Genomic DNA, 20,978 nt, shown 5'->3' on the forward strand with positions numbered 1-20,978 from the left:
TACCTATGGAACACCGCAAAGGCGAGCGGGGAAACACTATTCCCCCGCGCTCAGACCGTTTTTACAAACTCGGGGATGACTGGTTCTTTCAGGTCAGAGGCGGCGCCTGCTTTGGCCCCTATCCCTGCCGGGACTCCGCCGAAGAGGCCGTGAAACTCTACTTCGGGCTGCCAGCCACCCCCAGTACCGAAGCCAGTACCGAAGCCAGCACCGAAGCCAGTACCGAAACCCGTGCCGAAGCCAGTACCGATACCCGTGCCGAAGCCAGCGCCGAAAACCGTGCCGCTGCCGCCAGTGAGGCCGCGCACAGCCGCGAAAACCCAATCAAAAATCAGGTCACAGCTCAGGCCAAAACCCAGTCCACTACCCAACCCACAAGCCAGACCCGAACAGGGGCCACCATTCATCATCTTGGCAGCCACCCCCAAGGCGGCGGTCCGGATGGCCATGACGCGAGACGCTAAGGCGCTCCACGCCTGCGCCCGATTAAACGCGATGGCTGCCGCATCAACCTCATGCCCGCAACACGCTTGTAAAAAGCGCTGGCAGTGCAGGCCCCCGGGCGCCGGCAATAGGCCGAGCTGGTAACGGAACAGGGCGGCAATGGCCCGGGGAAATAAATAATAAAGTCAGTGCGGAAGTGCGGCCATGAGAGACGAAAATCACAAAGTCGGCAGCACAAAAGAAGGGCAGGGAATAACTCCCGATGCGGCCTAAAGCCGCATCTCGATACCCGCGTCCTGCATATACTGCTTGGCCTCGGCGATGGTGTATTCGCCGAAATGGAAAATGCTCGCCGCCAGCACCGCGTCGGCGCCGCCCTGCAAGACTCCATCCGTCAGGTGCTGCAGGTTGCCGACCCCGCCGGAGGCAATCACCGGCACGGGCACCGCATCGGTAATCGCGCGAGTCAGCGCCAGATCAAAGCCGCTCTTGGTGCCGTCGCGGTCCATACTGGTAAGCAGAATCTCCCCCGCCCCCAGATCGGCCATTTTCACCGCCCACTCCACCGCGTCGATGCCGGTGGGCTTGCGGCCACCGTGGGTGAAAATCTCCCACTTGCCGTCGGCCACCTGCTTGGCATCGATGGCGACGACAATGCACTGGCTGCCGAAACGCTCGGCGGCCTCGCGCACCAGCTCGGGGTTGCGCACCGCCGCGGAATTGATCGCGGTCTTGTCGGCGCCGGCGTTGAGCAGGTTGCGGATATCCTGCAGGCTGCGCACACCGCCGCCAACGGTGAGGGGAATAAACACCTGCGAGGCCATCTGCTCAACGGTGTGCAGCATGGTGTCGCGCTCTTCGTGGGTGGCGGTGATATCGAGGAAAGTGATCTCGTCTGCGCCGGCCTCGTTGTAACGGCGGGCGATTTCCACCGGGTCACCGGCATCGCGGATATCGACAAAATTCACGCCCTTGACCACACGGCCGGCGTCGACGTCGAGACAGGGAATAATGCGTTTGGCGAGCGCCATAGTCTTTCCTTCACTCCGCTCCCGGCAAAGATCCCATCAAAGCCCCCTAAGGGGAGGGATGACTGCGCCCCGCACCGGTAGTGGAATTTCGAAACGCATTGCCGCCTTGCTATCCCGTCGTCAGTGACGCTGGTCAGCAGGCTTGCGCGCTTCCAATACCGGCACTTGAGCTGCAATGGCGGGAGTTGGGAATTTTATCTGCTATCTGATCTGTAGTTACTTCTTCCAGCTGTCACACAGTTTCTGCGCTTCGGCCAGGTCCAGCTTGTCTTCGTAAATGGCACGGCCGGTGATTGCGCCGTAAATATCGCCCGCCTGCAGCAGCTGCTCGATATCGCCGATACAGCTCACTCCGCCGGAGGCGATGATGGGAATCTGCACCGCGTGGGCCATTTCCAGCGTGGCGGCAATGTTGACCCCCTGCATCATGCCGTCGCGGGCGATATCGGTATAGACGATGGCGCTCACGCCGCAGTCCTCGAATCGCTTGGCCAGCTCGGTGGCTTTCTGGTCGGAGACTTCCGCCCAGCCTTCGGTGGCCACCAGACCATCCTTGGCGTCGAGCCCGACAATAATATGCCCTTCAAATTCGCGGCAGGCCTCGCGCACCAGCTGCGGGTTCTTGACCGCGGCGGTGCCGATAATGGCCCAGGTCACGCCCGCATCCAGGTAGCGCTCGATCGTCGGCAGATCGCGGATGCCGCCACCGATCTGCACCGGCAGGCTGGGGAACTCCCTGGCGATGGCGGTTACCGCCTCACCGTTGACCGGGTTGCCGGCGAAAGCGCCATTCAGGTCCACCAGATGCAGGCGCCGCGCGCCCTGCTCGATCCAGTGGCGGGCGGTTGCCAGGGGGTCGTCGGAAAATACCGTGGCGTCTTCCATTTCGCCCTGACGCAGGCGCACGCACTGGCCGTCTTTCAAATCGATGGCGGGGATAACAATCATGGTCTTGCCTTACTGTCGGCGTTGGTTTTTCGGGAGCTTGATTCTAAGGGCAATATCTTAAGAACAGCGGAATCAGGCGCGGCCATTCCAGGCGACGAAATTTTTCAGCAGCTGCAGGCCCGCCTCGGCGCTTTTTTCCGGGTGGAACTGGGTGGCGAACACATTTTCCCGCGCCACGGCGGCGGCGAGTGAAACGCCATAGCGGGTCTCGCCCGCAAGAACCTCGTTGTCTTCTGCCGGCACATAGTAGCTGTGCACAAAATAAAAGCGGCTGCCATCGGCGATCTTTTCCCACAGCGGGTGGGCGCGCTTCTGCCACACCTGGTTCCAGCCCATGTGCGGGACTTTCAAGCGCTCATCACCATCGCGCAGATCCTTGCCGAAAAACTTCACCGGCTGCGGGAGCAGGCCCAGGCAGTCGACGCCGGCGTTTTCCTCGCTGCGGCGCATCATGATCTGCATACCCACGCAGATGCCCAGTACCGGCAGGCCGGCGTCGATGGACTCGCGCAGCAGTGACTCGAAGCCGGCCTCGCGGAAGCCCGCCATGCAGTCGCGGATCGCGCCGACACCGGGAACCAGCAGGCGGTCCGCGCCCGCGGCCTCAGCCGGCGAGGTGGCCAGCACCACCTCGTCGCCCGGGGCAACCTTTTGCAGGGCGCTGGCGACCGAGTGCAGGTTGCCCATGCCGTAATCCAGTACCGCGATACGCTGCATGGCTCAGAGCACCCCCTTGGTGGAGGGCATGGTGCCGGCCATGCGCGGGTCCGGGGTCAGGGCCATACGCAGTGCGCGTCCGAACGCCTTGAATACGGTTTCCACCTGATGGTGGGCATTGTGCCCTTTCAGGCAGTCGATATGCAGGGTCACCAGGGCGTGGTTCACGAAACCCTGAAAGAACTCGTAAAAGAGCTCGGTATCAAAGTTGCCGATGCGCTTCTGGGTGAAGGGCACGTTCATTTCCAGGCCGGGACGGCCGGAGAAATCAATCACCACCCGGGACAGGGCCTCGTCCAGCGGCACATAGCTGTGACCGTAGCGGGTCATGCCCTTTTTGTCGCCGGCGGCTTCGGCAATCGCCTTGCCGAGGGTAATGCCGATGTCCTCCACCGTGTGGTGGTCGTCGATGTGCACATCGCCCTTGCAGGTGATGTCCAGGTCGATCATGCCGTGGCGGGCGATCTGGTCGAGCATATGCTCGAGAAAGGGGACGCCGGTGTCGAACACGCCGCGTCCGTCACCATCCAGATTCAGACTGACCTTGATCTGGGTTTCCAGGGTGTCGCGGTTGACGCTGGCCTTGCGCATTGGGACCTCGTCCTGATTCTGCTGCGATAAAAAGAAAGGCGCGAATTATAGGATCAAATGGCGCCGCTGTACGCAGATAGTCTCAGATGAAACTTGATTCGTCTCCGCGCGCCCCTATGATACGCACCATGATCACTCAAATCCGCCACCAGACCCGAATCTGGCTCAGCCTGGCCATGCTGCTTGCTCTGCTCGCGGCACAACCGGTGCTGGCGGAACACGTGCACCTGGTGGATAGCGCCCACGAACTCTGCGATATCTGCTCGCACCAGATGCCCGCCGCCCCCGGCAGCGAGTACGCCACCTTTGCCGCCGTCGGCAGCACCCTGTACATCACCCAGGGCGCCCCGGCACCCCGCGACTGTCAGCCCGAGCGCCAGAACGCCCGCGGACCTCCCGCCCCCCTGTCCCAACACTGATAACAACCTTTATCCGTATTTTCGGCGCCCCCCTCTGTGCAAGCACAGCCTATGGGCCGCGCCCTGTGACAGGTAAAAAATCGTGAATAAAACCAGCAAAATGGCCCTGGCGATCGCCGGCGCCCTGACTCTGCCCGCATCCGCAGCTTCTGCCACCGGCGAGCCCCTCGAAGAAGTCAATGTCACCGTCTCGCCACTGGAAAAGCCCGTCGACGCGGTCGCCGCACCGGTATCGGTGCTCTCCGGCGAGGCACTGCGCGCGGCCGCCTCAGCGACCCTCGGCGAGACACTCAGGAGCGAACTGGGCGTCAGCAACGCCTCCTTTGGCAGCGGCGTCGGTCTGCCGGTCATCCGCGGGCAGAGCGCCAACCGGGTCAAGCTCCTCAGTGACAACCTGGATAGCGCCGACGCCTCCAACACCAGCTCCGACCACGCCGCCGCCATCGAGCCGCTGCTGGCGGAGCGCATCGAAATCCTGCGCGGCCCGGCCACCCTGCGCTACGGCAGTGGTGCCATCGGTGGCGTGGTGAACGTCATCGACGGCCGCATTCCCAGCCGCCTTCCCGAGCAGACCGAAGGCGCGCTGGAAATGCGCCACAGCAGCGGCAACGACCAGGATGCCGGCGTGTTCCGCCTCAATGGCGGCGCCGGCCAGCTGGCCTGGTATCTCGATGGCGTCTACCGGGACAGCGGCGACACCCGCATCCCGGGGTTGGCGATCCTCGAGCACCCGGGCGAACACGCAGAAGAACACGCCGGCGAAGAGCAAGGTAGTGAAGAAGCGTTCAACACCGACGGCTTCGTCGGCAACACCCAAGCCCGCGCCCACAGCTACAGCGGCGGGGTTTCCTGGATCGGCGAGGAGGGCTTTATTGGCCTGTCCATAAACCGGCTGCAAAACAACTACGGCATCCCCCAGGGCGCCCACCAACACGCCCATGAAGAGGAGGGCGAGGAGCACGAGGGAGAGGAGCACTCCGGCGAAGAGGGCGAGGACAATGTGCGCATTGATCTGGCCCAGACCCGCTACGACCTCAAGGGCGAACGCCGCCTCGACGACGAGTACTGGGACAGGCTCAGCTTCCGCCTCGGTTACAACGACTACCAGCACGTGGAAATTGATGCCGGGGAACCCGGCACCCGCTTTACCAATAAAGCCTGGGAGGGCCGCGTCGAGCTGACCCACGATGCCGGTGAGGAATGGCGCGGCGCCTACGGCCTGCAGCTGTCCAACAAGGATTTCGCGGCCATTGGCGACGAAGCCTTTATCCAGCCCAGCAACACCCGCGCCGCCGGCCTGTTCGCCATGAAGGAACGGGCCTGGGGTGACTGGCACCTGGATATGGGAGGCCGCGTCGAGCGGGTCGAGGTTGACCCGGAATTTGCCGCCAGCCGCGACTTCAACCTGCTCAGCCTCAGCTCCTCAATGCAATATTTCCTCGCCGAGCACCAGCATGTGAGCCTGGCACTGACCGGCGCCGAGCGCGCACCGGTGGCGGAAGAGCTGTTTGCCGATGGCGCGCACCTGGCCGAAGCGCGCTATATCGAGGGCGATGCGAATCTCGACAAGGAGCAGTCCCTCAACCTGGAACTGGGCTACCACCACCACAACCAGGAAGGCAGCGGCTGGCACGCCGCGCGCTTTCAGGCCAACCTGTTCTACAACCGGGTGGCGGATTACATCTACGCCGCCAATACCGGCGACGAACACCTGCAGGAAGAGCTGCCCGTCTACGCCTACACCAACCGCGATGCGGTCTTCTACGGCGCCGAGGCCTCACTGCGCTTTCCCTTCAGCGGCGGCCACTATGTAGAGCTTTTCGGTGACAGCGTGCGCGCCAGCTTCACCAGCGATCTCTCCAGCGATTTCGCCCTGCACCACGGCGATGAGGGCGAAGGCGCACACGTGCACGAAGAGGGCGAGGGCCGCGATTACAGCCGCGACGTACCGCGCATGCCGCCTCTGCGGGTCGGCCTGGCGGTCGGCGGCGACTACGACCAGTGGAACTGGGAGCTGCGCACCACCGAGGCCTCCGCGCAGGAGCGGGCCGGTGCCTTTGCGGAGAGCACCGACGGCTACACCCGCATGGACCTGACCGCCCGCTACAATCTCAAGCTGGGCAACACGAACGCGGTGCTCTTCGCCAGCGGCCGCAATTTGCTCGACGAAGAAATCCGCAATTCCACCTCGCTGCTGCGGGATTTTGCCCCGGAAACGGGGCGCAGCGTCGAGGCCGGCATCCGCCTGCTGTTCTGAGCGGAGGGTTTTGCGGTCACGCTCCCCGTGTATCGGCACGGGGAGCCCGCCTCCCGCAATACCGTCGCCATGTAACCCCTTCTCCCTGCAACCCCTTCGCCTTGCAACACCTTCCCTCCGCAACAGCTTCCCCCCGCAACAACTTCGCTCTGCAAGTTCTTCGCGCTGCAGTGGTTTCGTCCTACTATGCCTTCTGCCTACAATGCCTTCTACCTACAATATTCGCGCAACGACAGCGCACTTTGACCGCGAGCTCGCAATAACACTGAACCCGAAATTCCCCAGAAGTCGCATCGAGACTGACCGGGGCCGCTGGAGCGAAACCGCCCCCCCCTGCGGAACACCCGCCGGCGCACGGCGTCTCAGTAAACAGATCGAGTACCGCACTTTGGCGCCACCGCGCCAGCGACCATTAAAAACCGACCAATCAGAACATAGGGATTTGCTGCTTCATGGCCTGGATCAAGCGCACTTTTGCCGCCCTCCTCATCATCTTCCTGCTGCTCGCCGGCGCCGCCGCCTGGCTGCTGGCGGGCATCGACATCAACCGCTACAAACCGCAACTGGAACAGCTGGCCGCCAAGCAGGGAATCGCCCTGCGCCTCGACGGCGATATCGGCTGGCAGATCTGGCCGTCTATCGCCCTCAAGCTGGAGGGGGTGACACTCGCCCCGCTGCCGCAGCCGGACCAGCCACTGGTGCGGGTAAAGAAAGTCGCCGTGGGCGTGGCGCTGCTGCCGCTGCTGCAAAAGCGCGTCGAGGCCGAGGAAATCCTGCTGATGGCCCCGCAGGTTGACCTGATCGTCGACCAGCAGGGTCGCGGCAACTGGGAGCTGCTTGCCGAGGCGATGGAAGCCCAGCGCGAGCAGCAGGCGCAACAGCCACCCCAACAGCCACCAAAGCTCGCCGCGCCCACGGAAGCGGAGCCCGCCGGCGAGCCGCTCAAGGTGGCGCTGGAAAAGCTGCGGGTGGAAGATGGCCGCATCACCTACCGCGACGCCTCCGCCGGTAGCGAATACCAGCTGAGCCGGCTCTCCGTCTCCGCCGACAATCTGGTGGCCGGCGGTAAACCCGGACAGCTGCGTGCCACCGCCGAGATCAGCGGCAGCGCACTGCAGCAGCCGCTCAGCCTCACGATCGACAGCACCCTGGCACTGGACGAGGCGCTGAACGGCCTGCGCCTGCAACCGCTGGAGCTGACCGCCAGCAGCGGCGCGGCCGCAGCCAAAGCCCAGCTGCGCGGCAGCCTGCACCGGCCGGCCGCCGACCAGCCCTGGCAGATCCAGCTCAGCCTCAATGCCGAGGCGCAGCCACTGCGCCCGTGGCTCGCCCTCACCGGCAGCGAGATCTCCACCCAGAGCGGCAGCGCGCTGCAGAAATTGGCCCTCGAAACCAGCATCGAAGGCAGCGAAAGCCAGCTGGACCTGACCACCCTGCAGCTGCAGCTGGACGACACCGTGTTTACCGGCAGCGCGCAGCTGCGCAATGGCGATATGCCCGGCATCGACCTGACCCTGCGCGGCGGCGAACTGGTGCTGGACGACTATCTGCCGCCAGCGGCCACGGACACCGAAACGGAAACCGCCGCAGAGCCGCTTGCAGCGGCGCCGCCCACACCGCTGCCGCTGACTTCCCTGCGCGGCTTCAATGCCAATCTGGCCCTGTCACTGGAGCGCCTGCAGGCCGTCGACATCGTTATGGACAGCCCGGAGCTGCGGCTGACGGTGGACAATGGCCTGTTCCAGTTACAGCGCCTCAGCGCCGGCCTCTACGGCGGCCAGCTCAACACCAACGGCCAGCTCAACGCTCGCGGCCAGTCGGCGGAGGCAAGCGTCACCGGCGGCCTCGCCGATGTGGAGATTGCCAGAGTGCAGGACGCCCTTTTCCCCAGCGAAAAAGTGCAGGTCTCCGGCAAAAGCAGCATCACCTGGTCAGGCCAGACCAGCGGCGCCGATACCGCCGAGCTGCAGAAAAACCTGCGCGCCGCCCTGCAGCTTTCCAGCCAGCAGCTGTCGCTGGCGCCCTTCAATCTGGAAAAAGGCATGTGCCAGCTGGTCAGCTTCGTCGAGAAAACCACCCTGCCCGCGCGCCAGTGGCAGAACCGCACCAACCTGCAGGACCTGCGCGCCAATATCCTTGTGGATGGCGACGAGGTGATCGTGCAGGAAGTACTGGCCGGAGTGGAAAATATCGCCCTGACCGGTGACGGGGTCATCAATCTTGCAAAGCAGGACTTCGACTTCGCCCTCGACCTTGCACTGGTGGGCGAGAAGACCTCCGCCGATGGCTGCTCGGTACAGAACAGCCGCTGGCGCAATCGCCCGCTGCCCCTGCGCTGCAAGGACGGCTTCGCCGATGCCGGCGCCGGCAGCTGCAAGCCCGACAGCCGCCGCATCGACGACCTGATTCGCGACGAACTGCGCTATAAGGCGCAAAAAAAATACGACGACAAGGTCAAGGAGAAGGTCGAAGACCTGAAAGACAAATTCAAAGGCCTGTTTAACCGCGGCAACTGATCAATCGCCATCCGGCGGGCTCTGCACCTTGAAGGCGGGCCCGCTGGATTTTCCCACTGGTTCTCTTACCCGGCACTCTTACCTGGCCCCCCTACCCCCGCCCCGGCGAAATCGCGAAGCCGAGAATCCCAGAGGCCGAGAAATCGCCAGATCAGCCTGCGGTCAGCCACGCCCAGCGCAAGCGGCTCTGTTAGACTGCGCCATTCTCTGTCACCACCACCACCCAGCAACCACTAGCCAGTAACCTCTGCCCAGTCACCACTTACCAGCAACCGTTGGCCGCCAAGCGCATGTCACCCACAGAATTCCAACACGCCGTACTCACCTGGTTCGACCAACATGGCCGCAAAGACCTGCCCTGGCAGCAGGACATCCACCCCTACCGGGTGTGGGTATCGGAAATCATGCTGCAGCAGACCCAGGTCAGCGCCGTGATCCCCTACTTCCAGCGCTTTATGCAGAGCTTCCCAACACTGGAAAGCCTCGCCCGGGCGCCGTTGGACGCCGTACTGGCCCACTGGAGCGGGCTCGGCTACTACGCCCGCGCCCGCAACCTGCATAAATGCGCCCAGCAGGTGCTCGCAAACCACGGCGGGGAATTCCCGCAAGAGCTGCAAGCCCTCGCCGAGCTGCCGGGCATCGGCCGCTCCACCGCCGGCGCCATCGCCAGCATCAGCATGGGCATCAACGCCCCCATCCTCGATGGCAACGTCAAAAGAGTACTGGCGCGCTTCCGCGCGATCGGCGGCTGGCCCGGCCAGAGCGCAGTGGCCAAACAGCTCTGGCAACTGGCAGAAGAGTACACACCCAAGCAGCGCTGCAACGACTACACCCAGGCCATGATGGATCTGGGCGCCACAGTCTGCACCCGCAGCCGCCCCCGCTGCGACAGCTGCCCCCTGGCCCAACACTGCGCCGCCCGCGCCCTGGGCAACCCGCAGGACTACCCCGGCAAAAAACCGAAAAAAGAAAAGCCCGTGCGCAGCACCACCATGCTCTTGCTCGAACACGATGGCGCCCTCTACCTGCAACAGCGCCCGGCCAGTGGCATCTGGGGCGGGCTCTGGTCTCCGCCACAGCTGCCGGAAGACGACGGTGGCGAGGCCAGCGCACAGGAGTGGCTGGCGACCCGGGATTTACAGGCCGGCGAACTGACCGCACTGCCCGCCATGCGCCATACCTTTACCCACTTCCACCTGGACATCACCCCGGTGTGGATTCAACTGCTGTGCAGGCCCGCTCAGGTGGCAGAGGGGTCCGGGGACTGGTATAAACTGCGCCAGCTTCACCGCCCAAGGGCCGCCCAGGAACTGGGCCTGCCGGCCCCCATCGTCAAACTGGTGCACCAGCTGGAAGCCTTCCGCGCCCCACTGCTGACACCCCAGAACCAGACCGGCGCCTAAAACGAGGAGAGACCCATGTCGAGAACCGTATTCTGTCGCAAATACCAGCAGGAACTGGAAGGGCTGGACACCCCCCCCTTCCCCGGCCCCAAAGGGCAGGACATATTCGACCACGTCTCCAAGAAAGCCTGGGGCGAGTGGATGTCTCACCAGACCATGCTGATCAACGAAAAACGCCTCAACATGATGGAGCCCTCCAGCCGCGCCTACCTGAGCGAGCAGATGCAGAAGTTCCTGAGCGGTGAAAGCTACGACGAGGCCGAAGGTTACGTGCCCCCGGAAGAGAAAAACGACTAAATAGCGAGCGCTTACTCACAGCAAAAACTATTTATCAATCAAGGGCTTGACTCGGCCCCGGGGAGCGGGTTTAATACGCGCCTCGCAACCGGGGACAGCCCCGCAGCTTGCGAAGCCCGGATAGCTCAGTTGGTAGAGCAGGGGATTGAAAATCCCCGTGTCGGTGGTTCGATTCCGCCTCCGGGCACCATACTCCTAAGCCCCGCTTGCAGCGGGGCTTTTTCGTTTTAGCCGTTAGAACATCACCCAGATGCCACATATGTCGCGCACCGCGCGACTCCTACCATATGCCCGCCCAGGCGTGGGCACACTTCCATTTCAACCAGCGCATAAGCAGAAGCACCTCGGGCTATCCCTGAAAACTGCTGATTTGAGAACAATACTGGAACGAGCTAATTCGCTTTATGCGCCTGTCGAAATGAATTCGGCACGGGATGGATTACATCGTAGAAGATTTCAGAAATTGGATTCGGAGTGACACTGAATCTCCGAATTCATTGATCTTAACCCAAGCTGGAGCGTATTGACTCCTTACTGACAGGCAGAGATAGGCTGTAACAAGCAGCCCTTTGATTCATACCTATCCACTTAATTACATAATAACCCCATGACCAAGTAAATTAATTTCTTTCCCTGAGCCTGCACTGCACGCCACACATTACAATGCCGGATAAAATTGTTTGAAACTCTTCTGGAAAGATTCATGGTTCTATAGCATTGTACGGATGGACGCCATAATTTTACTCTGACCTCAATTTCTACCCAATTTCCTCTTAACTACTACAGCTAAGTCGACCTCGATGAACTCACCGATTTAATCGTCAATCATTATGAAAGTTTCGATTTGGAAGGCCGGGCATTGATATCGCTGACGCGGACATATTAGCCCGTTGACTAATTCAATTCATGCAATAATTTGGAAGTAAGTAAGTGATAGAGAGCAGATCCCCCATGGGCTTTACATATTTCGCAAAAGCTACATTACTCTTCATCGGTCGAAGCATGCTATTTGGTGTGGGCCTAGCTTCCCTAATTTTTGTATTCGTTGATTTTTTTGAAGATAGTCTCACTTTCTCTGAGCTGTCGCTCCTTGAGATCGGCTTTGGTCTGTTGCTATTTTCACTGATTAACCGCCACCTCACAGCCTCAAAAGCGGCTCAATTGAAGTGGACCAGCGCTATCTATCGGCCATTGAGGAACATTGGCTGGGTAAATCTGGCATTTTTATGTCTGGTTATATTTTTCATCTTGATAGGCCCGGAGATTGATGAACTCAATCAGATCATGGCCAAAAATAGCCATCGATTGCAGCAGTTGGACCTGATTGTGACTCTGCTTTGCTTGTACTGGGCAGCACCCAAGCTCCCTGTCGAACAGACGAGGACTGAGAGTGTTAACAAAGAAGGGCTGGCGCAATGATTAGATACTTTTTTGTATTTTTGGCGTTTGTATCCATGAATAGCATCGCCGCAGAGATCGATAGCAAAACACTGATCCTCAGCTGCCGGGAGTATGTGGCCATCTACGACCGTCGGGGCGAGAAAAGCTTGCTAGCAAGCATTTCAACTTCTCCGGCTGAAGCAATGCGGGCGGGTATATGCCGCGGCATGTTGGAAGAACACGCCAAGCATCAGCGCTATAGCTGTGGTAACCAGTGGTATCAACAGGCGTCGGTCATCGCCAATCAGGACCCGGAGCTCTATCAGTACAGCAAAGAACAGCTACTGGATGAAGCCTGTGATGGCTAGCTTGGATAAGGGTATGTCGGTGGCACAGGCCATTGAAAAGCTCTTCGGAATCAAGCTGACAAAACACGAGGGCCTCAGGAACAAGGTCAACTCGTTAATGCGTAACCGCGTGATCGTCTATAACGCTCAGCTGATCGTGGAGCGTAAATCCAGGGGCGTACCCCGTGATCAGCTGACGACACTGCATAATGCGGTCATTATTCAGGCGCTATTGTCCGACCCCAAGAAAGTAAAGCGGGTCTTTGAGGAGCCGAACTTCCGGCAGGAAATGGTGAAGCTCTTTAGTGCTCTTCTCCTTGAGCGGCGCTCGATTGTCGATATCTCTCTCCTCAAACCAGAAGTCTTGAAGTTTCTCGAGGTTCTATCCGGCACAGCCTGCTTGCGGGAGGTGAAGCTCGCCAACCCTTTCGAAACGCTCCCTCAGTTGGTTCTTGGCCCTATGGACTTGCTGCAGGCGATACTCGCGCAGACCGCCAGCCTCTCCAATGGGGATGCCATGATGGCCCATTATCTCAACGGTAACCTTGAAGCCGCCTGGGAATCTGCACAGAAAATGAACAGCAATGACCCGCGATTGCAGCAATATCGTGATTTAGTAGCTCGGGAATACCGTGCAGCCAAGGAATTTGATGACCTTTTAGATTTTCTGCAATAAACACTTTTTAGTGCATTGCACGAAAACACACTGGCTCCGAACTCGAAAAACGGAGCCAGATAATGACCTCTCTACAACAAATCCTTTCCAAATGCCCCCATCAGGTCCCGGATTGTCATATCCAACGGGCAAAGGAGCTGCACCAGCAGCTCGCTGAGGGGACCTCATTCAATCGCCTGGGCGGCAAGCGCATCAAGCAAAGTCCCCACATCATCCGCTTCAAGATCGGCCGTGGCTGGCGCCTTCTCTACCGCGAACACGGTCCGCGCCTAGTCCCTTACTGCCTGATTGCACGCCAGTGTTTCGACACGACCATTAAGCGAAGGTGATGCACATACCGCATCCTCATACTCACTTAATGTTCAAAAAGGAACACAAGCATGGCCAAGAAGACACCAATGACTCAGAAAGCAGCTTCACGCATCACCAGCGCTACCGCAAAGCAGAGCGGGGGCAGCGTGCCTCCCAAAAGTTTTGCCACTCGCGCTGAGCGCGCAGCCGCACATCATAAAAAACCAAAGCAATAACAACACGAGCGCGGGCGTTAAGCCCGCGCCATTCAACTCAACTTAGTCATTCGTTAAAGGAATATGATTATGAATCTTGCCAACAACTCTGAAACCAAACAGTTTCACCCCGCCCTTATGAATACAGTGGCTTTACTGAGCCCAGCCGTAGCGTCTCTGGACTTCGCCCGTTTGAAGTATAAAGTTACGCAAACAGCGGAAGCCGAAATGACCGAGGAGGCCTGGGATAAGGGAGAGGAAGAATACCGCCGCTTCCTCACCCTGAAGCAGATGTACCCCGGCGTGTCCCTGGTGCCCAGCAAGCTGGTTGACCAAGTATGGCATGCCCACATCCTCGATACCCGCGCGTACCGTGAGGACTGTAATACTGTGTTTGGTCGCTTTATCGACCACTATCCTTATTTTGGTATCTACGGTGAGGATGATCAGCAAGCTTTACAGGACAACTTTGAGCAAACTATCGAGCTCTACGAACGCCATTTTGGTCCTTACCCAAGTCGCACGTCTCATCCCGCCCGTTGTGGCGACGACCACGCATGCCATGCGCCATCTGCATGCGCTTGCCGTGTGCCGGGGGCCTGTAAGTAAAACCGCAATAACGCGATAACTAAAGTCCACCTATTTCATCAAACTTAAAGCCTGCTATTCCATGATGGCAGGCTTTTTTGATGTGGCAGACTAATCTAGTGGTCAACTACTTCCTGACAGGGAAAGTAAGTTAAGTTCTCCTCCCCCCTTTCTAGGCTGTATTCCATCGTTATGCTGGGGCAAGCGGTGCGGTTCAGCTTCACAGTTGATCCAATTGGCTCTTAGCAAGACGCCGAAGCCAAGATTTCAATCAAAAAGTTGTTTGAAAGGATTCAGCAACAGGTCAACTAAGCACGGGGGTGAAGCTAGGAAATTGGGGTCAGAGTAAAATTATGGCGGAAAATACATTAACGCCCACCTAAAACATGGCCAACCGCGCAACCGGTTATAGCTACAGGGCTTGGTCAACCTGATTATTTTCTTAGCTCCCGTTGCGATTAACTGGAAGTCCAGATTTCTTTCCCTGCACTCGTTCAAGAGCAATTTACAAAGCTATGTATTTGATGTGTTTTTCAATAAGGCTATTGAGGCACTGGTTATTTGCGGTTTTCCCCTTGCTCCACATTGAATGAAGAGGGAGAGCAGAATTACTCTGGTCTCCCAAGGTAATGCAGCGTTATCTGATGGAACCTTCCCGATCGAAAAAGGCTGCACTTTCATAGCGCTTAACCAGAACATCCAAGTCTGCATCCGCACCGTTGGAAAGCAGCGCATTGGTAATGACAGACAGCTTGATCAGGATGTCCTTACACTCCTTGCGAGCGTTCATCACCTGTCTGTTTGCTCCTACGAGGCCCAGTGACAGGGCTCGACCGGGCTTGCGGATCATTGTCCACAAAAGCTCACCCCATACATCCGGGAACAGGTCTGTATTTCTGCCCTGAACTATCTTGCCGTCTTCATCCCAGGCCTCGGCAAACAGCGGCTCTTTTTCCTCTGGGACAAACCAGAAGGTGAAGTCGGCATTATCCTTGTCCACGATGACACCGAGTATTTTTTTCTGGAATGCTGAGTCATCGGTCAATGTGTCGAATACTTTTTTATTCAGTGCTATTTCATCATTCAGGTCGACTTCCTGCTGCCGGATAATCTCGCTTCTGGTGTTATCCACGCAAATTTTCAGTTCCTGAAGCTTCGGAAGCAGATGTGCCGGCCCGCCCTGAAGGGAGTTATATACGCCGGCAATTTCCACCATATCCTGGCGGAACATCTGCAGGAATTTTTCACCTTCAGGAATTGCATCCAATACCGGATAAACAGAATATCTTCTTACCTGAACGGTTTCGTACATCTCTTCAACGAGGAGCAACAAGTCTTGCAGGTACTCGGTTTGCTGGGGAAAAAAGTTGGCATCGTCCACCATGACTTCGCCCAGCGCCTCAACAGTGCCGTTACCGCCCAGCTTATCCCAGCGCACGGTAATTGGTCTTTCAAACTTGTCTGCGGCGGCTATGAGCTTTGAAAATACGTTTTCAAACTCATAGAGAATCTCTCCCACCTTCTCCAGAGATGCGGCCCGGGTTTGCTCCCTGATGCCGATCTGACGATCCCTTCTTGCTCTCCTGCCGCTCTGCCAGGCCCAGGATGCAAAGGCGCCGATAATTGTGACGCTTGTTGCTATATCGAAACCCAACTGTACTTTCTCAGCCATCAGCTGATCGAACATTGAAACTACCCCCTTAACACACAACCTTCACGATCCACTGATTGCCGCTTGCAACTGGATCCGTGATGAGATGAAACATTCGGAACACTTAAGACCCCCGGCCAGCATGTGCAGATTTCCTGTGCATTGCCTACTCCTCGAGCGCGAGACACGTGCGAGCACAGGGTTTCACTCATGCCGAGGCATTTGTCATTTCTTCTCAACTTTCTGAGAGTAATGAAGAAATTTTCCTTAATTTTCCTTTAACGGTCGGCTTGAACCGTGTGCGGCAGCCACTGCTGTTTAGGATACGCCGAGATGAATTGGGCGCCATGCGGGCATTATCATTCAACGGCCTAGTTCGGGCAAACAGCGATTCATGGGCTAGCAACACCGTTCTTCTATGGGTAGTGGCGGGGCAGTACAGCGCGGGCGGCTTTCCATGGCTGCCGACTGTTCTTGCTGACTGCCGTTGACTGTGGTCGCTGTATGCCGGGTCTGGTTTCGCGGCCGCTGTGTGAGCGCGATGGTGAACCAGCGGTGGGGTGGTGGTTTGGGGCGGCCTGCGTGACCGGGCATCCTTGAGATCAGAAACGATTGATAAATCCTGGATCATCCAAACAGCAGGACACAATAAGGAGCCGCTCAATACGAGCCGTCCCCTCCTACTGTTATGCCCCAAGATCCAGGTGCGAGAGCCGAGGCCACTGCCGCTCTGGCCTTCTGATCAGTCTACGTTCTCTACAGTTGCCCGAACCGATTCGGCCTTAAGCGGTTCTATATATAGCGAGCGATAACGCCTGATCAGTTTCTGCTGCCGCAGCTGTCCAAGCATCAGGCTGATCAACGGGTTCAGGCTGCCGGTGGTTCGCTTGCCCGCTGCCAGACGCTGCATGTAACGCTTGACCAGCTCCATGTTGGCGAGGCCCGATAGGGTTTTATCCTTCCAGTTGGCCGTGGGTATGCTGGGGCTAAACGCCTGATCCTGTTGCCAGCGCTTCGGCAGGTCTGGCTGTACCGCGAGAGCACTGGCAATGCCGACCAGCTGGACACCCGCGTTAAGTACCCGCTCGGCGGTGGCGAAGCTTGTAATACCGCCGGTGGTCATCAGCGGTACCTGACTGACTTTGGCCAACTGCTGTGCGAACTCGAGGAAGTAAGCTTCGCGGGCCAGTGTGCGCTGATCCGCTGTGCGCCCCTGCATGGCGGGGGCTTCGTAATTGCCGCCGGAGATTTCAATCAGGTCGATGCCTGCGCGATTCAACATTACCACCACGGCACTGGAGTCGCGCTCGTCAAACCCGCCGCGCTGGAAGTCGGCGGAGTTGAGCTTTACCGCCACCGCGAACTGGCTGCCAACGGCCGCCCTGATACCCCGCACAACCTCCAGCAACAGCCGTGCGCGGTTGTCTATGGAGCCGCCCCAGTCATCATCGCGGCGGTTGGTATGCGGTGAGAGAAACTGGCTAATCAGGTAACCGTGCGCAGCGTGTACCTGCACCCCATCAAATCCACTGCGCTCGGCTTGCAGCGCAGTGGCCACAAAACGCTGAATCACATCGCGGATTTCCTGTTCCTCCATGGCCTTGGGCTGCGGGAACATTTTTGAGTGCTTACCCAGTTCGAGCGCCACGGCCGATGGCGCCAGGGCCTTGCCGCCCATGGCCTTGAAAACCTGCCGTCCCGGGTGACTGATCTGCACCCAGGCTCGGGTATCGTTGCACTTTGCCGCTGCCGCCCAGCGCCTAAACGGTTCGAGGTCGGTGCCCTCTTCCAGCGCCAGGCCTCCGGGGCCGGTCATGGCCAGCTTATCCACCATCACATTGCCGGTGATAATCAGCCCTGCGCCACCCTCGGACCACTGCCGATATAGCCGCAGCAACCCGTCACCCGGCGCAAGCTGTGCGGTCCCCAGGTTCTCTTCCATTGCGGCTTTGACAATGCGGTTTTTCAGCGTCTGGCCACAGGGTAATGTGACTGGCTCAAATGGCATGGGTTTGGCTGACATGGGTTCGGCTGACATGGCATCTACCTCTCGATTTTGTTGCGCCCGATGCTGGGTTTTTAGCTGCATCTTTGATTGTGCTTTTTGTGTTCCGCCGCCAAGGCTAAACTTGAAGTGAGCTTTAAGTTCAAGTGGCTGATGAATTACCAGGCGGCTTCTGGTCCTGTTGCTTCTTGTCATCCGGCCTATTGCCGCAAGACACCCACCCGCAGGCACAGACCAGCCCTGCGCTAACGCTCCGAGACGGCCATGACCACGACCACCACGACCACCACGACCATGAGAATCGGAGCCTTAGCCGCCGCCACCGGTGTGCCGGCATCCACTATCCGCTACTACGAACAGATCGGTCTTTTGCCGGGCGTGACGCGTAGCGAGGGGGGAAGCCGCCGCTACCCAGATGAAGCCATTCTGCGTTTGCAAATGATACGTGCCTTGCAGGCACTTGGGTTTACTCTGGAGCAAATGCAGGTTTTCTTTCAACCGGAAGGACAGGCGCCGGAGCATGAACAGGTGCTGGCCACCATTAACGGCCAACTGGCGTCACTGCAGGCTCTGATCGCCAGCCTGCGGGACAAGCACCGGACGCTCACCGAAGTGCGCGCACTGCTGGAACGGGCCTGGGCGTCAGGGCGCTGCGCCACCGATGACGAACTGCGGGCACTGCTGGGTTCTGTGGCTCACGGTCCGAAAAATAAAGCCGAATAGCATGGACTCCAAAGCAGACTCCAAAGCAGACCCTAAAGTGGTCTCTTGCCCGGGCTCGCAGCCGGAGTGCGTCACTGCCAGAAATCGGCTCGACAATGAAAGCAAAGGCAAGTAAAGGTTCTGTGCCCAGGATCATGCTGACACTCAACCAGTAAATTGCTGCTTAGATACACTGGAAAGAACAATGCCGGATAAGTACAACCTCAAGCGTTTTGTCGACGCCCAGGAAGACTGTTACGCTCAGGCCCTTGCCGAAATTAATGCGGGACACAAGCACAGCCACTGGATGTGGTATATCTTCCCGCAGGTTCAGGGGCTCGGCCGCAGTGCCACGGCCCGGTATTACGCGATTAGAAGTCGCGATGAGGCCCGCGCTTATCTCAATCACGCGCTTCTGGGGCGGCGCTTGCGCGAGTGCGCGCAATGCCTGCGCAAGCAGGAGGGCATGACGGCACGGCAGATTTTCGGCAGCCCCGATGATCTCAAGCTGAAGTCATGCATGACCCTGTTTGATGCGGTGGCAGGGGGTGAGTCGGTTTTTGCCGCGGTGCTGGATCAGTACTATAACGGCAAGAGGGACGGTTCGACTCTGGCGATCCTCAGCCGTGATGGCGGAGAGGTCGATAGCGACTGACAATCCCCGGCGTGTAAATACCGGGGTGTAAATGTCGGGAGTGAAAGTGCTGGGAGTGAATGTACCGGGAGTGAATGTACCGGGAGTGAAAGTCCCGCGAGCAATCCTCCGCTAGCCCTTTAGCATTTTAGCCATTCACACAACTAGCCCACACAGCGGAAACAGCCATGCCACTCACTCCTTTTCACCTCGCTATTCAGGTGCGGGATATCGATGAAGCCCGTGCATTCTACGGCGTGAAGATGGGACTGCCGGAGGGGCGCAGCGCGGAGCACTGGATTGATTTCAACCTGTTTGGCCACCAGCTGGTGACCCATCTCAACCCGGCCATTGGCCGCCACGGCAAGGTGGCGGCGGTGGCTAACCCGGTGGACGGTCACGGCGTGCCCGTACCGCATTTTGGCGTGGTGCTGAACTTTGCCGACTGGCAGGCCTTCGCCGAGCGGGCCAGGGGTTTTGTGGAGGAATTCCTGATAGAACCCTATATCCGCTTCGCCGGCCAACCGGGCGAGCAGGGCACCATGTTTTTTCAGGACCCGAGCGGCAACGCGCTGGAATTCAAGGGCTTTCACGATATCGACAGCGCGCTGTTTGCCACCTGAGCACTATCGGCAGGCCGCGGTCTCTGCCCTGGCCTGCCGTACGCTTGCTGTCATGGGTCAACGGCTAAAAGAAATCCGATCCGCAAACTGCCCTCTTCTATCCATCCCGGCCGGATCAATAAATTCAGTTGAGATCAACCGCGTACTGGCGCAGCAGTTCCAGCGGGATTATCTCCAGCGCTTTTACGTGGGTGCGCTGCAGGTATACCCGCGGAGCCATATCGTATCTCTGCGCTTCCAGCCAGCGGGAGGCACACAGGCACCAGTTGTCGCCGGGGCGCAGCCCGGCGAAGCCAACTTCCGGCATCGGTCGCATCAGGTCGTTACCGCGATCGCGGGAGAACAGCAGAAATTCCTCGCTGACCTGTACACACACGGTATGGGAACCGTAATCCTCGGGGCCGGTATTGCAGCAACCATCGCGAAAGAAACCGGTCATCGGCTCGGTGCTGCAGGGCAGCAGGGGATCGCCGAAAACATTTCTTGAGTCATCCACTTGCACGGTTAACCTTGCTCCTATTATTTGTGGATCGATTCGCTGGCTGGCAGGAATTGCAGATCCACAACCCGCCACTGCATACCCTGGCGCTGCAGTATCAGCTGTAATTGCGCATTACCCTCGGGACCATAGTCGGCACGAAACCGGTCGATCGCGGTGAATCGCCAGCCGAGCAGGCGCCACGCATCGGCTTCTGGCCCCTGCATTTCCCTTTCGGGAACAGAAGGGGCGCCCAGCCGGTACAGTTCGCGCTGCAAGGTCCGCAGGCTGTCACCGCCGCGCAGCAGCTCCGCGATACCCTCCGGTGTCACCAGCTGGCGCAGCACCGGGCCGATCAGCAGGTTGCTGCCGGCACTGAGAAAATCGCCCAATTCCGGCGGCAAGTCATCGCCCATGGAACGGCGCAGGTCCTGCTGCAAACTTGCCTGCAGGTTGCCGCGCAGGGCGGTGAAATCGATATAACCGGCGAGGCGCTGCACATCGTCCTCGGCGGCGCTGCGCCCAATTTGCTCCGCGGTATACCAGGGCAGGGCGAGATAGGCGGCCAGCAATAACGTCACCAGGGTATACAACCACTTCCGCACCAGATGCTCCTCTCTTGTTCGCAGCTGCCTGTTCGCAATTCCCCTGCCCACAGCCCGGATCACGGGCGGCAGAGGGGACTCTCACCGTTGGAGTTACCGGCAGCCCACCGGCGGTGCCGGCCCGTGTTCCGGAATGGTAGCGAATGCCCGCCATGACTGC

General features: G+C 59.1%; 23 protein-coding genes and 1 tRNA gene. 16 read left to right on the plus strand and 8 right to left on the minus strand.

Going from position 1 to position 20,978, the window contains the following annotated elements:
• Positions 1-5: 5 nt before the first annotated feature.
• Positions 6-464: a DUF6316 family protein gene (locus tag ABEA58_RS09240; protein WP_345550859.1), complete on the plus strand. Its 459-nt coding sequence runs from the start codon at positions 6-8 to the stop codon at positions 462-464.
• Between the two features lie 249 nt (positions 465-713).
• Here the strand turns inward: ABEA58_RS09240 and hisF are convergent, their stop codons facing one another.
• The 4 genes from hisF to hisB all read right to left on the minus strand — a co-directional run bounded on the left by hisF (position 714) and on the right by hisB (position 3,731).
• Positions 714-1,475, minus strand: coding sequence for an imidazole glycerol phosphate synthase subunit HisF (gene hisF / locus ABEA58_RS09245; RefSeq protein WP_345550861.1), 762 nt, complete (start codon positions 1,473-1,475; stop codon positions 714-716).
• Positions 1,476-1,691: 216 nt separating this feature from the next.
• Positions 1,692-2,423 (minus strand): 1-(5-phosphoribosyl)-5-[(5-phosphoribosylamino)methylideneamino]imidazole-4-carboxamide isomerase, encoded by a 732-nt coding sequence (gene hisA, locus ABEA58_RS09250; RefSeq protein ID WP_345550863.1) that lies wholly within the window; start codon positions 2,421-2,423, stop codon positions 1,692-1,694.
• A gap of 72 nt (positions 2,424-2,495) precedes the next feature.
• The gene (gene hisH, locus ABEA58_RS09255) at positions 2,496-3,140 is read right to left on the minus strand and encodes an imidazole glycerol phosphate synthase subunit HisH (RefSeq protein ID WP_345550865.1); all 645 of its coding nucleotides are present in this window, start codon (positions 3,138-3,140) and stop codon (positions 2,496-2,498) included.
• Between the two features lie 3 nt (positions 3,141-3,143).
• Positions 3,144-3,731: an imidazoleglycerol-phosphate dehydratase HisB gene (gene hisB, locus ABEA58_RS09260; protein ID WP_345550867.1), complete on the minus strand. Its 588-nt coding sequence runs from the start codon at positions 3,729-3,731 to the stop codon at positions 3,144-3,146.
• Between the two features lie 128 nt (positions 3,732-3,859).
• On the opposite strand from hisB, the gene ABEA58_RS09265 reads away from it, so the two are divergent.
• The 12 genes from ABEA58_RS09265 (at position 3,860) to ABEA58_RS09320 (ending at position 14,141) form a co-directional block, all read left to right on the plus strand.
• Complete coding sequence (locus ABEA58_RS09265) at positions 3,860-4,150, plus strand: hypothetical protein (protein WP_345550869.1); 291 nt, start codon at positions 3,860-3,862, stop codon at positions 4,148-4,150.
• An 82-nt stretch (positions 4,151-4,232) separates the two neighbouring features.
• Positions 4,233-6,407 (plus strand): TonB-dependent receptor, encoded by a 2,175-nt coding sequence (locus ABEA58_RS09270; RefSeq protein ID WP_345550871.1) that lies wholly within the window; start codon positions 4,233-4,235, stop codon positions 6,405-6,407.
• A 452-nt stretch (positions 6,408-6,859) separates the two neighbouring features.
• Positions 6,860-8,923 carry an AsmA family protein gene (locus ABEA58_RS09275; protein WP_345550873.1) on the plus strand — a complete coding sequence of 688 codons (2,064 nt, stop codon included), beginning with the start codon at positions 6,860-6,862 and terminating at the stop codon, positions 8,921-8,923.
• Between the two features lie 290 nt (positions 8,924-9,213).
• The gene (gene mutY / locus ABEA58_RS09280; protein ID WP_345550875.1) at positions 9,214-10,326 is read left to right on the plus strand and encodes an A/G-specific adenine glycosylase; all 1,113 of its coding nucleotides are present in this window, start codon (positions 9,214-9,216) and stop codon (positions 10,324-10,326) included.
• A 15-nt stretch (positions 10,327-10,341) separates the two neighbouring features.
• The gene (locus ABEA58_RS09285) at positions 10,342-10,623 is read left to right on the plus strand and encodes an oxidative damage protection protein (RefSeq protein ID WP_345550877.1); all 282 of its coding nucleotides are present in this window, start codon (positions 10,342-10,344) and stop codon (positions 10,621-10,623) included.
• A 114-nt stretch (positions 10,624-10,737) separates the two neighbouring features.
• Positions 10,738-10,813 (plus strand) — tRNA-Phe (locus ABEA58_RS09290).
• Between the two features lie 761 nt (positions 10,814-11,574).
• Positions 11,575-12,042, plus strand: a complete 468-nt coding sequence (locus tag ABEA58_RS09295) for a hypothetical protein (protein ID WP_345550878.1) — start codon at positions 11,575-11,577, stop codon at positions 12,040-12,042.
• On the plus strand, positions 12,039-12,371 hold the full coding sequence (locus ABEA58_RS09300; protein WP_345550879.1) for a hypothetical protein: 333 nt from the start codon (positions 12,039-12,041) through the stop codon (positions 12,369-12,371). The genes ABEA58_RS09295 and ABEA58_RS09300 overlap by 4 nt, the downstream gene beginning before the upstream one ends.
• Complete coding sequence (locus tag ABEA58_RS09305) at positions 12,364-13,026, plus strand: hypothetical protein (RefSeq protein ID WP_345550881.1); 663 nt, start codon at positions 12,364-12,366, stop codon at positions 13,024-13,026. The genes ABEA58_RS09300 and ABEA58_RS09305 overlap by 8 nt, the downstream gene beginning before the upstream one ends.
• Positions 13,027-13,088: 62 nt before the next feature.
• Positions 13,089-13,355 (plus strand): ParE family toxin-like protein, encoded by a 267-nt coding sequence (locus tag ABEA58_RS09310; protein WP_345550883.1) that lies wholly within the window; start codon positions 13,089-13,091, stop codon positions 13,353-13,355.
• A 51-nt stretch (positions 13,356-13,406) separates the two neighbouring features.
• A complete protein-coding gene (locus ABEA58_RS09315) occupies positions 13,407-13,553 on the plus strand; it encodes a hypothetical protein (RefSeq protein ID WP_345550885.1) in 147 nt (48 codons plus the stop codon).
• Positions 13,554-13,622: 69 nt separating this feature from the next.
• Positions 13,623-14,141: a glycine-rich domain-containing protein gene (locus ABEA58_RS09320; RefSeq protein WP_345550887.1), complete on the plus strand. Its 519-nt coding sequence runs from the start codon at positions 13,623-13,625 to the stop codon at positions 14,139-14,141.
• A gap of 616 nt (positions 14,142-14,757) precedes the next feature.
• Here the strand turns inward: ABEA58_RS09320 and ABEA58_RS09325 are convergent.
• Both ABEA58_RS09325 and ABEA58_RS09330 read right to left on the minus strand, forming a co-directional pair.
• A complete protein-coding gene (locus tag ABEA58_RS09325) occupies positions 14,758-15,807 on the minus strand; it encodes a hypothetical protein (protein ID WP_345550889.1) in 1,050 nt (349 codons plus the stop codon).
• A 706-nt stretch (positions 15,808-16,513) separates the two neighbouring features.
• Positions 16,514-17,809 carry an NADH:flavin oxidoreductase/NADH oxidase family protein gene (locus ABEA58_RS09330; RefSeq protein ID WP_345550890.1) on the minus strand — a complete coding sequence of 432 codons (1,296 nt, stop codon included), beginning with the start codon at positions 17,807-17,809 and terminating at the stop codon, positions 16,514-16,516.
• A 231-nt stretch (positions 17,810-18,040) separates the two neighbouring features.
• Here ABEA58_RS09330 and ABEA58_RS09335 point away from each other — a divergent pair, with 231 nt between their 5' ends.
• From ABEA58_RS09335 to ABEA58_RS09345, 3 genes are all read left to right on the plus strand, one after another.
• A complete protein-coding gene (locus ABEA58_RS09335; protein ID WP_345550892.1) occupies positions 18,041-18,499 on the plus strand; it encodes a MerR family transcriptional regulator in 459 nt (152 codons plus the stop codon).
• 184 nt (positions 18,500-18,683) lie between these two features.
• Positions 18,684-19,133, plus strand: coding sequence for a DUF1810 domain-containing protein (locus tag ABEA58_RS09340; RefSeq protein WP_345550894.1), 450 nt, complete (start codon positions 18,684-18,686; stop codon positions 19,131-19,133).
• 167 nt (positions 19,134-19,300) lie between these two features.
• Complete coding sequence (locus ABEA58_RS09345; protein WP_345550896.1) at positions 19,301-19,735, plus strand: VOC family protein; 435 nt, start codon at positions 19,301-19,303, stop codon at positions 19,733-19,735.
• Between the two features lie 124 nt (positions 19,736-19,859).
• On the opposite strand, the gene ABEA58_RS09350 is transcribed toward ABEA58_RS09345, so the two are convergent.
• Together ABEA58_RS09350 and ABEA58_RS09355 are read right to left on the minus strand one after the other, a co-directional pair.
• Positions 19,860-20,231, minus strand: a complete 372-nt coding sequence (locus ABEA58_RS09350) for a DUF2237 family protein (RefSeq protein WP_425563527.1) — start codon at positions 20,229-20,231, stop codon at positions 19,860-19,862.
• A 23-nt stretch (positions 20,232-20,254) separates the two neighbouring features.
• Positions 20,255-20,818 (minus strand): DUF2939 domain-containing protein, encoded by a 564-nt coding sequence (locus ABEA58_RS09355; protein WP_345550900.1) that lies wholly within the window; start codon positions 20,816-20,818, stop codon positions 20,255-20,257.
• Between the last annotated feature and the right edge of the window lie 160 nt (positions 20,819-20,978).

The sequence above is a fragment of the Microbulbifer aestuariivivens genome, from assembly GCF_039545115.1.
GTDB classification, from domain to species: Bacteria; Pseudomonadota; Gammaproteobacteria; order Pseudomonadales; family Cellvibrionaceae; genus Microbulbifer; species Microbulbifer aestuariivivens.